Origin of the sequence: Actinoplanes sp. NPDC023936 (assembly GCF_040639325.1) — a bacterium.
Taxonomy (GTDB): Bacteria; Actinomycetota; Actinomycetes; order Mycobacteriales; family Micromonosporaceae; genus Actinoplanes.
Map to the genome: position 1 here is coordinate 58368 of NZ_JBEZZR010000045.1, position 13406 is coordinate 71773.

General features: G+C 67.0%; 5 protein-coding genes. All 5 read left to right on the forward strand.

Annotated features, from left to right (window positions below; genetic code table 11):
- The first annotated feature begins 444 nt into the window (after window positions 1-444).
- The gene (locus tag AB0F72_RS36670; RefSeq protein ID WP_360441799.1) at window positions 445-1989 is read left to right on the forward strand and encodes a DUF2397 family protein; all 1545 of its coding nucleotides are present in this window, start codon (window positions 445-447) and stop codon (window positions 1987-1989) included.
- Window positions 1986-3284, forward strand: coding sequence for a DUF2398 family protein (locus AB0F72_RS36675; protein ID WP_360441802.1), 1299 nt, complete (start codon window positions 1986-1988; stop codon window positions 3282-3284). Before AB0F72_RS36670 ends, AB0F72_RS36675 begins: the two co-directional genes overlap by 4 nt.
- Entirely contained in the window at window positions 3281-8233 is a 4953-nt protein-coding gene (locus AB0F72_RS36680; RefSeq protein WP_360441805.1) for an SbcC/MukB-like Walker B domain-containing protein, read from the forward strand. Before AB0F72_RS36675 ends, AB0F72_RS36680 begins: the two co-directional genes overlap by 4 nt.
- Window positions 8234-8236: 3 nt before the next feature.
- Window positions 8237-9481: a TIGR02679 domain-containing protein gene (locus AB0F72_RS36685; RefSeq protein WP_360441808.1), complete on the forward strand. Its 1245-nt coding sequence runs from the start codon at window positions 8237-8239 to the stop codon at window positions 9479-9481.
- A 94-nt stretch (window positions 9482-9575) separates the two neighbouring features.
- A partial coding sequence (locus AB0F72_RS36690; protein ID WP_360441811.1) for a hypothetical protein occupies window positions 9576-13406 on the forward strand: 3831 nt, incomplete at its 3' end.

A 13406-nucleotide genomic window follows, 5' to 3' on the forward strand; every position in this document is an offset into this window, starting at 1 on the left:
CCAGGATGTCCTGGTCGAGGTGCACGTTGCCGGCACCGCCGAGCCCTCCCTGTCTTCCCGCCGACGGGCCCTGCATAACGGTATCGGGAGTGACGCGGCGCGGAATCCCCTTCGAACAGAGCTTTTCGTTCCTGCCCTGACAATATGTTGGGAACCGCCTTCACCGGTGGCGTGCCCGCCAAGGGGGTAATGCGCGTGTCCTTACCCGATGCTGCCGAACCGCGGTGTGACATCGACGATCCACCGCTCAACCTCGATGGCTGATCGGCTGAGCTGATACCGGTCAGCCCGGCGGGTGACTCTGCCGAGATGACCTTCGGTGCGGCGTGGCGCGGAGCCAAGGGTCCACCGTAGGGTTACCGAGTCAGTCACTGATTGATCTCGGACAGTGTCTGGGGGTGCCGCGACGCTGGCGCGGTCGGCGAGGTTGTCGGGAGGTAGCCCATGCCGAACCCGCCACGATTGTGGTGGCAGGACATCGACCCGATCGTGTGGCGTTGCTTCGGCCAGAGCGAGGATCTCGCGCGGGAACGAAACACCGCCGTTCTGGCCGCTTTGGAGGAGCTGGCGACCCGAGCGCCGATGTCGACGCTGGCCGAGATCGGCGGCCAGGTGCATGAGATCGGATTCCGTGACCATGTCAGCGACCTCGAGCTGCGCGCCGTCCTCGACTACCTGACCGGTGCGCTGCTGGTCGAGCCGTTCCGGGACTACGCTGCCCTCAACGCGGGTCTGGACGCCGTGGTCCGCCGTCAGGAAGCGTGGGCGCTGACCAAGATCGGCCGGGCGGTCGTCGCCGCCGTACGGACAGCGGTCGTGGACTCGCGGCGGGCGCTGCAGCTGCCGAGCCGGCTGCTCGACAGCGTCGAACGAACCGTTCGTGACCTGACCGAGCATGTTGCTTCTGACGCCGGTCTGCTGCCGGCCGACCTGGACGATGTCCGGACCCGCTTGGAGGAGATGCAGCGGGTCACTGCCGACTTTTACGCGGCGCTGGCGCAGATGGTGCAGTCGGACGTCACCGATGATCTGCTGTTCGGCGAGAACCGGGACCGGGTTATCGAGGCGCTGCGGCAGTTCCCGCGCGAGTACGGGCGGGCGCTGCGCCGCGTCGAGGCCGCACTGACCGACCTGGACTCCTACGGGCACCGGGCGCTGGTCGAAACCGCCGTCGGACATGCAGGGCTCCTCGACGTCCGCGACCAGCAGGACTGGATCGACGAGCGCGTACGGCGCTTAGCGGATCTGGCTGCCTGGTTCGCGCCCAGCGGATCGGTGCAACGGCTCATCTCCTCGGCCGCGGGCGCCGTGCACACGCTGCTGGTGGCGATCGACCGCCGTTATACGGCGTTGCGGCGCGGCTCCGATCTGGCCGCCGATTTCCGGGAACTCGCCTACAGCCTGTTCGCTCAGCCCGACGATGACGCGGCGCGCCGGGTGTACGCGGCGGCGTTCGGGCGTTGGCCGGCGGTCCATGCCATGGTCGCCACCGCCGAGGAAGACGTCGCGCACGCCATCGTCGCCGCCGGGGGGACGACCCGGCATCAGGTGGAGGTGGTGCTGCGGGAGCACGAACGCGTCGGCAGGACCAGCGGCCGTCCCCGCAAAGTGCCCGACGCCGGCGAAGCCCGCGCCGCTGCGCTGGCCAAGGCCGCCGCGACCGCAGAGAGCCGACACCGTTTCGCCTCGTTACTGGTCACCGACGGCGAGGTGCCTTTGGCGCATTTCGCCGGGCTGGAGACCGAGGCCCTGATGATTCTGCTCGGCGCGGTCGAAGTCGCCCGCAACGCCATCGACGCCGCGTCAGGGTACGGCGAGGCACACGCCGAAGGTGCCAGCGTCGTGGTTCGTGTCCGGTTGGGCCTTCCTGGAACGTGCTCGGCTATCCCGTTCCCGGAGGGCGTCCTGGTCGCACCGGACCTGCTTGTCACGGTAACAGCGACGGATGCGGGCCAAGAACTTGCGGCAGCAACGGACGGCGCGGCGTGAGTGAACGACCCGTGCTCGACCCGGACCTGGCCGATGCCGCCCGGCACCTGCTGCTCACCTGCCGGATCTCGTCGGCACAGGACCCGCTGCGCTACCAGGCGGTGCTACGCGGACGCCGCGAGCTCACCGACTTCTTCCGTAACGAACTCGGGTGGAACCTACACATCCACGACGTCGCCGGGGTGGTGCGGTTACACAAACGCCGCGATGACGTGCCCGGCGACCGCGGGCCGCGGCTGCAGCGGCGCACCGGACGAGGCGACCTGGCCCCCGCCCAAGTGCTGGTGCTGGCCGCCTTGGTGTGTGAACAGTTGTGGCGGCGCCCGCGGATCAGCCTGCGGGAGCTGCTGCAGTCGGTCGCCCAGGTCTGCGCGGCCGAAGCAGGCAGCGGCCGTCTCCCGCCGTTCCGGATCGTCGCCACCGACGGTGTCAGCAAACGTGAAGCTCAGTCCTCACGCGAGGACATCGTCGACGCGATCAAGCTGCTGCAGGCTGACGGGGAGATCAGCGTGGACGCGGATCTGGACCGGGCAGTCACCGACGAGACCGCGGAAGTGTTCATCACCGCCGACCGTGACAGCCTGGCCAACAAGTTCGCTTCGCTGTCGCCGACCCTGCTGGCACTCGGCACCCGCCCCGTGGACGAGCACGTCGCCGCGCTGACCGCGGTGTCGCTGCCCGACGCCGAACCTGAAGCCGTGGCGCAGTGGCAGGCCAGCGTGGAGGGACGCAGACTGACCGCGCTGCGGCGTGTCGTCGATGACCCGGCCGCCGACCCCGGCGATGATCCGAACCCGGTCGGCTACCTGGGCACCTCGACTGGCCGGGAACGCGCGTTGAACCTCGCATCGTCGCTGGGACTGGTGACGACCGTCCGCCGGGACTGGTGGGAGATCGTCGACCCGAGTGGTACCGCCTCGGATGCCGACTTCCCTCAGGGCCGCAAGACCGAACGACAGGCCGCCCTCGCGTTACTGTCGCACCTGCCGTACCACGGCGCTGAGGAGGTCAGCGCCGAGGAGATTCTGGCACTGTTCGATGAGGTCCGTCAGGATATGCCGCGGTGGGCCGCAGGATACGCCGAACGGCTTCCTGCGCTGGTGCGTGCCGCTGCCGCCGAACTGGTCACGGCCGGATTGTTACGCCCGGCTGGCGAAGATCGCTGGCAGATCCTTCCCGGTGTGCACCTGTGGCGGGTCCGGGTCCGGCAGGGCCAGACCGAGCGTGAAGGCCGGCATCGTGCCGCATCCGGTGTCGACGACATCGGGATCGGGGAGCAGGAGGAGCAGCAGTGAGCCTGATCGCGTATCCCGGCCGGCGGGCGCCCGAAAACGACGAGGAGCAGGTCACCGACGGGCCGATGGCGACCGGAAGGTGGCAGCCGACCCGGGCTGGTGCGGTGAACTCATGGGCCTGGACCGACGAAACGTTCGTGTTCGCCGACGGCTGGCTCGCGCTGGCCGGCCCCAACGGCTCCGGCAAATCGTTGACCGCGTCCATGCTGGTCACCGTCTTGCTCGACGGCGAAGTGTCGCAGAAGGCGTTGTCAGTGTCCGGGGAGGCCGCCGGAACTCTGATCGACCGGCACACCGATCGCAATGCCAAGGAAGACCGCACGGGCGCATGGTGGTTGGAGTACGGCTACCGTGATCCTGACAGCGGCGAGACCCGGTACTTGAGTACCGGCTTGTGGCTACGGTCGCAGAGCAGTGGCCTGCAGAAGGCGTTCTTCCTGTCGCCCGGCCGAGTCGGCACCGACCTGATACTGCAACAGCGGCGAGATCCGGTAACGATCGACGGACTGGCCGAGCAGGTCGCGGCAGCCGGCGGCCGGCTGTTCACCTCCCACGAGCGGCTCACCTCCAAGATCCGCGAGTACGGCAACGTCGCCGACGAGAACCAGTACCGTGACGCGATCCGGACCACGCTGTTCGCTCCGTTGGATTCGGTGCAGTTCGACGCCCTGGTCGGGGTGCTGCGTAGCCTGCGTAGCGTCCGCACTGCGGAGGCGATCTCCCCAAATCAGATGCGGGCAGTGCTCACCGATGCCCTTCCGGCGCTGGACCCGCGGGCATTGCAGTTCATCGCCGACACCATGGAACGCATCGCCGACCTCGAAGAGCAGCTGAAACGTGCCCGCGCTGAAATCCGGCAGCTGGAACAGTCAGAGCAGCACTACCAGCGCTACATCGACGCGGTCATCGCCGAGGAAGCCGGGCAACTGGCGCACGCCCAGACGGTCTTCGACGATCACGCCCGCCAGACTCGCCTGGCCGAGCAGCAGCGTGACACCGCTGAAGCCGACGCCGAACGGGTGAACCAGCGCCGCCAGCAACTGCGGACCGAAACCGCCGACGTGCGAGGCCGACTACAGGCAGCCGACGACGCGCTGCGTGAGCATGCCGGCGCCGAACTGCCGCACCTGGAGCAGCGCCTACACGAGTTGCGGCAACGTCACGGCCAGCTGAAACAATCCCGCGAAGAGCTTCAGACCGAAGCGCAGGAGGCGGCAGAACGGGCAGTGGAATCCGCCGAAAAGGTCCACAGCGGCCAGCAGCAGCTGACCGGTATCAACTCCGTGCTGCGGACAACGGCCGCCGAGGTCGGCGCACAAGCTTTCGTCGACCGGCTCACCGAAACCACCGAGCGGGTCACGACTCTGGCCACGGTGGACTACGTCGTACCGGATCTCGACGTGGAACGGATCACGCAGACACCACGCGGCTGGATCGAGGCGCGCATCACCAGCCTGGACGGTATCGACACCGCCCTGCGCCAGCACGACCTGGCGCAGGCACAGCAACGCATCGAAGCCGGTCATCTACGGGCCGCGGAGAACGAGTATGACCGGATCGCTGAGCTCGCCGCCGACGCCGCCGCCGCCCGGCGCGCCGCCGAACAGGCCTTTCTGACGCAGTTGCACCTGTGGGACGAGCAGTGTCTGCAACTTCCCGCAGTGCCCGCCGAACTCAGCATCGACGCTGACGACCGTATCGATCCCATGCGACTGGTGGACTGGCTGCACCGGGCGGTGAGCAGCACCCGTGACCGCATCGCTCTGGCAGCCCGCGAACAGGACGTCCTGCACGGCACTAACGCGGTCGAGAAAGCCGCTGGCATGGTGCGGCAGGCGACAGCAGCACGCGAAGATGCCGAACGGACCGCCGAACGGGCAGAGCGAAACCTGACCGAAGCCCGAGAGCAGGCCGAGCAGCAGCAAGCCGAGGCAGCCGCACGCGAGCAGCAGGCTCACCTCGACCATGACGTCGCCAGCGAAGCGGCACGCCAGATCACGACCACAGCCGAACAGGCGCTCCACACCAGTCGGGTGGCCGCCAGTCAGGCTGCGCACCAGTGGATGCACGAGGTCGTCGCCTGGCGAGCCGGACTGGTCCATCTCGACGGCCGGACAGTGACCCTGCCCGACGATCCGGACACCATCGATCTTCGGCAGCCGTTCGTCGACTTGGAACGAGCCCATGCCGCCGCCCTCAGCGGCCTGCACCGTGCCATCGCTGACGCCGACCGGGCCGTCATCGAAGCCGAGGGCCGTGTCAGCACCATCGAAGCCGAGTTAGCGGCGGCCCGCCGCCAACCGCCCGTCCCACAGGCGCCGCCGTGGCGATCACCACGTGACCCGCAGGCCGGCGTGCCGCTGTGGGCGACGGTCGCCTTCGCCGACCACGTCAGCGCCGACGATGCGAACCTGATCGAAGGCGCCCTGCTGACCGCAGGGCTGCTCGACGCCCTGATCACCGCTGACGGCCTGGTCAACGACGGTGACCTGCTCCTCGCCGGCGACAGCCCGGCGCCAGGGCGCAGCCTGGCCGACGTGCTCACCGTTGAAGCCCGTCCCGATGTGGACTCGCACCTGGTTGCCTGGCTGCTCCGCGCGGTCGCGATCGACTTGGCCGGCAGCGACCTGAGGATCGGCCGCCTGCGGACCGGGGCGGTGATCGCCAGCGCGCCCCGCGGCTACCAAGCCACCTTCATCGGCGCGACCGCCCGCGAACGGGCTCGTATGGCATTGGTTGCCGACCTCGAACAGCAACTGGCGCAAGCCCACGATGAACTCGGCACGGCCGGCCAGCATCGGCAACACCTGCGAACGGCAGTCGAGACGGCCGGCCAGGAGCGGGACCGATTTCCCGCTGCGGAGCCGGTTACTCGCGCCCGCGCCCACGTCACGACGATGCAGCTTGAACTGGCCGGCGCACAGCAGCAGACCGCCCAGGCCCTCGCAGCCGCGGCCGCTGACCTGACTAGCGCCCTCACCCGCGTCGCGGGCCTTCGTCGGGAGATCGAACGAGTAGTTGAGCAGGCACGCCAGGCCACCATCAGCGCCGGCGACGACCTACGGCGGGCCCAGAACACCGAATTCGAGGCAGACGCGACCCTACGCGGCGCCCAAGTAGAGCTGGCCGAAGCCGTCCTGCAACGCGACGACGCCCGCACCGCCGAGCAGCAGTGCACCGCTGAACAGCATCGATTCCCGGACCTGGATGAGCTCCGCCGAACCAACCGTCACGAAGACGACACCGCCCGCGACGAGGTCGGTGCCCGCACCCAAGTCGACGAACACCGCCGCCGGCACCGCGCCGCCGGCGAACACGTCCGCCAAACACTGCGCGAGCTCAACCTCGCGGCAACGCTTCCGGACGGCGCGATCCTGCCCACCGACCGAGACAACCTGCAACGTCACCGTGCAGCAGTCGCCACCCTCCTCCAGCAGATTGACGCCTGGCAGAGCGCCGGATCACGAACCCTCGACCTACTCAAGAACGCCCACCGTGACCACGACACCGCCGGACGTCTCGCCATCCGTCTTCAAAGGGCCATCGACGAAGCAGTCAAGATCAAACTCGACGCCGACCAACTCGCCGCCCGCGTCGAAGAGACCCGCAACCTGTACGGCGCCGAATACGCCGCACTACGCGCCAAACAGGAAACGCTGACCCTCGAGCTCGAAGCCAAAGACGCCGAGGACAAGCAGCTCGAAACCGAAATCCGCGAACATGACCGGGCCGCGGCCAGCGCCCAAGCCACCCTCAACACGATGGCACCGCGCCGCGAGGAAGCCGACACACACCGCACCGCCTGCTACCAGCGTGTCCGCCTCCTGGTCACACACGGGTTCGCTGCCCTACCCGACACCCTGACCAGCGACGATCAAGGCCGACCCGCACACATCACCGCCGCCCTCACCTGGTCACGACAACTGCTCGCCGATAAACCCGCCACCACCGCACGCCTGGACACCCTCAAAACGAACCGGGAACGCGCCCAACGGCAGCTGGAAACCACCATGCGCACGGTCAACCGGGCACTAGCCGAGTTCGACCAGCAACTCGACAGCACCACCCTCGAAGGCACCGAATGGCGCCGGATCACCCTGGCCGCCCCGAACGCCGCCGTCGGCGAAGACCTGCGCCAAGCCGCGGAAACGCTCCGGGCCACCGCCGAAGGGCTCGAGCAAGACCTGCGCCAGGACATCAAAGCAACCCTCAAGACCTCCATGTTCACCCAGCTGCGACGCGACATCCAAACCCGCCGCGAGGCAGCCCGCGACCTCGTCCGGCACATCCGCGCCACCCTCGAACACGTCCGCACCGGCGTCGCCCAAGTCGGCGTCCAGGTCGACTGGAAAGTCCGCGACGACGACAACTCCCAGCAGATGGTCAAACTGCTCGCCGCGCCGCCCTCCGACGAAGTCTTCGACCAGATGTACGCGATCCTGCGACAACGCATGGAAGACGCCAGCGACGAACCATGGACCGACCGGGTCGCACACACCTTCGACTACCGATCCTGGCACCAATGGGAAATCAGCGTCACCCACCGCAGCTTCGGCACCGACCAATTCCGGCCGGTCAACGCCCGCTCCAACCCGCTCAAAGGCCTGTCGACCGGAGAGTCACGGCTGGCGACCATGCTGCCACTGCTGGCCGCCGCCTGGTCGATGTACTCCGGACCCACCTTCCAAGGACCACGACTACTGTCCATCGACGAGATCGACGCCGCGTTCGACGAACCGAACCTGCGCCAAATCCTCGCCCTGCTACGCACCTGGAACTTCGACGTCCTGGCTACCACACCAACCATCGCCCCACTCATCAAACGCGAAGCACAGCACGTCGTCGTCCACGAAGTGGTCACCGACGGTCGACACCGGATCACCGTGCCCTGGCTGTGGCGCGGCAACGGCGAACCCGTCCCGCTCACCCTGCCAACCACGGGCGGATGACCAGTGACCGTCAACCTGACCTACCTTGCCAGCGACCCTGACCTGCTCCCACTCTGGCGAGCCGTCCACGGCCGCCTGTGTGCCGGCACCAAGCCCGAATCCATCAACGCTGTCCGCGTCATCGGCCTCAGCACCGCCGGAATCGCACAGCTACGCATCTGGCTCGACACATCCACCCGGCGCCGCCGCGGCGCGTCAGCCGTCACTACCACCGGTGATACCGCAACCGTGCCGCTGCGTGAGCTGCTCAGCGTGCTGCAACTCGAGCCGGCACAGCTGACCATCCTGGTGGAGAAAGCCGTCGGCGACCCGATCATTGATCGCAGCATCGCCGTCCTCGCCGCTGCCGCGCGACGGGAGCAGCTGTGGCTGTACGCGAACCAGCAGCTTCACGGGTTGCCGCAACTACTCGCCCGGATCCGGGCGACCGGAGTCGGCGAGGACGACACCGCGATCCGTCACAGCATCGCCGCTCTGGCCGCCGCCCTACAGCAACTCCCCGCTCAGCCGCCGGTCCCGCTGCCGAAACTTGCCCACGACATCACCGGTGACCCGCACTACTTCGATCTCGACACCCTCAACGGCGCTCGGCTGGTCGCCGCGATCGCCGAACGGGCCGACCAACCCGAACCCACCCGCCCCGACGTGATCCGTGCGCTGTTGGCCACCAACGGCGTGATCGCCGACCGGCTGTCGGCAACCGTCCTGCTGTTCAACGTCATCGCCGAGGGTGACGGCCCCATCGACCGGCGACTACGCGAATCGCCCGCCCCGGTCGCACTGACACTCCTCGATCTGGTCGAACATCCACCCCTGCTCGCACCGCAAGTCCTGACCGTGGTGGAGAACCCGTCGATCATCGAGATCGCCTACACCACCGGTATTGGACAGCCCTTGGCCTGTACCAGCGGCCAGCTCCGCGCTGTCGACCACGCGCTGTTTCAACTCGCCGTCAAACACCGCCTGACCCTGCGGTACGCAGGCGACATCGATCCCGCAGGCCGCCAGATCGCCGCCGCGGTCATGGCCACCTACGGTGCCCAACTGATCGGCATGGACGAAGAAGTAGCAACCCAGGCACACCTACACCCGCCGCCTTTATCCAAGCCCAACACCAGCATCGACGGCGCCACCCGGACCGAAGGGTACCCTCCGGTCTACCAGGAACACGACGCCGTCCTTGCCCGAATCTTCGCAAAGGCGGCCGTCTCGTCGCCGACGGGCGAAGAGCGTCAATCGCGACCCTGAGGTACACCGGCGGACGGGCGCCAACGCGTAACCTCACGAACGTTCCCGATCGGTTCATCCGGTCGCCCTGATCTCACCGGAGATGTTGTCGCCTATGCCGGATCGTCAATACGGACGCGCGGAGCGGTACCTGTACGAGCGGCTTGCAGAGAAGCGATTCCAGCAGCTCGTCAATGCGGTGCTGGCGTGGCACTACAGCGACGTCGTCTGCTTCCCGGTCGGGCAGAAAGACGGCGGCCGTGACGCGATCCGCAGACGCGACGGCAGACCTGTGATGATCTACCAGGTCAAGTGGGCCAAAAATCCAATCAAGAACCCGGTCACCTGGCTGACCTCGACGATCAACGCGGAACGGACCAACATCCAGCGCTTGGTGACCGACGGCGCGCAGTCCTACATCCTGGTCACCTGCGTGGCAGGCACAAGCCCGATGCGCACCGGCACCATGGACCAGCTCGACCGAAAACTGGCGGAGTACTCACGGGAGTTCGGTATCCCGGTGACCTGCTGGTGGCGTGCCGACCTCGACGCCCGCATCGACAGCGCCCCGCGAGACCTTGTGTGGTCGTACTCCGAAATGCTCGCCGGCCACGACGCCGTCCGATACGTCATCGAAGCCGGCAAGGTCGAATCGGAAGATCAGACGCTACGCGGCCTGCTACTTAAGGTGATCGCGACACAGTGGGAGGAAGACGCCAAAGTCAAGTTCCGACAGGTCGAACTGGACACCTACAACCTGCTCGACCTTTTCGTCGATGTGGAGGCCATCCGGACCACCCGGGCACGCCTGGACCTGCTCTCATCAGCGGCGCAGGCCGCCAACCGTGACCCCCAGCGTCGTCGCGTGCCCCTCCCGCCATCAGCCCGATCAACGTCTGTCCGGCTCAGCGACCTCGGACGGGTAAACGACGAGCCAGCACAGGTCGGCGGCGCGGCCGAATATCTGCTGGGAACCAGCCAGCCGCTGACCCTGGTACGCGGTGAACCCGGACAGGGTAAATCGACACTTGCTCAGTACCTCTGCCAAGTACACCGGGCCGCGTTCCTGCCTAACGACCACTACCTCACCGGTCCACGACCGCACACCGTCGCCGAGCAGCCCCGACTGCCGCTGCGCGTAGACCTGCGTGACTATGCCCGGTGGCGGGCCGGCGAGGACCCCTTCGCCGAGGATGACACCCCACCCGCTCGGCGCCCGCGTCCGCGTTCTCAGCCATCGCTGGAACAGTTCCTCGCTCATCTAATGACCGCCCGAGGGTCGGGTTCCGAAGTCTCGGTCGAGTTCGTCAACGACGTGATCAGCCGGTTCCCGATGCTGATCGTGCTCGACGGACTCGACGAAGTGGCCCACGAGGACACCCGTACCCGAGTGGTCAAGGAGATCAACGAATTCGCCGCGCGCCTCGGTGCCGGCACTGCAGCACCGCAGTTGATCGTCACGACCCGGCCGAACGCCTCGGATCTGGCAGAACCCTCCGAGGAAAAGTTCGAGACCATCGCGCTGCTTCCTCTCAACGCGGAACTGCGGACCGACTACCTGAACAAATGGGCGGACGCTCGCGGACTACACGGGTCAGCGCGCCGAGCGCTGGAGGCGACGTTCCGGCAACGATCGATCGAACCTCATATCGAGCAGCTCGCTGACAACCCGATGCAGCTGACGATCCTGCTATTTCTCATCCAGAAACGCGGCGAGTCCGTCCCCGACGGGCGTACCCAACTGTTTCAGGCATACATGGACACCTTCCTCGACCGTGAGTCGGAGAAGAGCCTGTCGGTTCACCAACACCGCGACGACCTCGGTGAGGTCACCGCGTTCCTCGGCTGGTACCTGCAGTCGAACGCGGAGACCGACGCAGCAGCCGGGCGGATGCCCACCCGGACGATTCGTAAAGCGATCCTGAACTACCTTGATGACGCAGAAAAGGACACAACGCTCGTCGACGATCTGTTCACTGCCGTCACAGACCGCGTCTGGGCACTGACGAGCAAGGTCCAAGGCACCTTCGAGTTCGACATCCAGAGCATGCGAGAGTTCTTCGCCGCCGCCTACCTGTGGCGTTTCGCCGGCGCCGAACTACGGGCCTTCGACAAGTCGACGATCCTGGGAGAACTGGCCCGTCGAGCCTACTGGCTCAACACCTGCAGATTCTTCGCCGGATTCGCCGACCCGAACGAGCTGTCGGGTCTGGTCGACGCACTGGAAGAAGAGTTCGAGAACCACACCCGGCCAATGCAGGTCCGCGACACCGCCTGGGCGCTGCTGGCCGACGGCGTGTTCGCCGGCCACCGGCGGGCACAGAAACGCGCGGCTCAACTATTCGTCGATGACCTCAGCGTCCGGCTGATCCTGCACTCGCTGACCACCACCGAACGCGCGTCGAAAGACCCAGCACAGACCCGTGCCATCCGACCACTCGCGCGCGACCGCGGAGCGGAGCACCTCGTCTCGCTGCTCGTGCAGCGGATCGAAGCCGCACCTGGCGATGCGGTGAACCACGAACGTATCAGCCTTGCCCGGCTGGCCGGCGGCGTCCCAGTAGGCTGGTGGGCAGCCCACATGACCGCCGCTGCTGGCACCGAGCACGAGACTGCCTGGCTTCGCCTGGGAGTACCGATCCGCGGCGCCGCCGGAATGAACGCGAACCAACTCGACAAGCTCACGATCGACTCCGGGGAAGCCGCCGAGCTCGCATTGAGCGCCGGAGTCAAGAGCAACCCAGGATCGGACCTCGAACGCAAACTGATCCGAGCCGTCCTCGACGGGCAGTGCTCCGGAGCAACACTGGACGCCGTCAGCGGCATCGCCGGCGACCTCATCCAGGCCCTCGCCCCCCGCCGCTTCATTGCCAAGGCACTCAAAGACGACTGGGAATCATCAGCAGCGAAGACGATGCGGGCGCTGGAAGGACCCACCGTCGACCGAGCGCGGCAACACGCGCAGCGGCGGTTACGGGACCAGGACCCTCGCTTCGACCGGATCATCCAAGCCATGCGAACCAGCCGTGGACAGCGCGGAACCACCGCAGTGTGGGGCGACACAGCACGTGAGGTCGCCGCACTGTATGGACCGTGCTGGCTCGCCGCCGAGATCGCAGTGATCGGCGCGACCCTCTCCCACAAGGAATGGGCCATCGGCGGCACCATCACCAAGGACGCCGCGCCGTTCGGCCCAGAACCCGACTACGGAACCCTCTTGCAGCAGGCCCGATTCGCCCGATCCGACCCCGGCTGGTGGCAGCGGCACTTCGACGCCCACACCGACCCACTGTCGCGAGCCACCTGGAGCCTGGCCCTGACCTGCATCGGCGCCGCCGGAGTCGTGAACGCCATGATCGAACAACTCGATGTCGCGGTGAAAGCCTTGCCGGACGACATGCAGCGCGCCCTCGCACACAGCTCCAGCCGGATCGGCCGAGCAGGGATCGCCCGGGAACTACCGGAAGAGCCGCTGCACCGCGCGGCTTCCCGCAGCACACTGACGGCTCTACTGCTAGCTCATCATCAGCCTCGCAGGACAATAGACCTGGAAGCCCTTCCAGATAAGCAAGTCGCCGACATGGCGCGGTACGGTCATGCCGGTTGGCCAGGGTTGGGCAGCCTCACCAGCCGCATGATGCGGCGGCCTTCGGCGGCGTTGGTCGATCACCTCCGTGCTTTCGCTCGTGACACGGTCGTCGTTGTCCACCACAGCGTCGCCGAGAAGGTCCCAGAGCCCTTCCTGGAAACGATCTTGAAAGAGTCTGGTGCATACCCACTCAGTTGGGTCATCGCCGCAGAGAAGGCCCTCTCCCACAAACACGACGAACCCCCGCTCGCAAACGCCGCCCTGTCAAGCCCCGGGTTTGATGGAGAGTTGGTTAGCTGGTTTTCAGGGGTGCGGTGGCCTGCTGGGTCATCGCGTGTAGTGCCTCATATTCGGCGG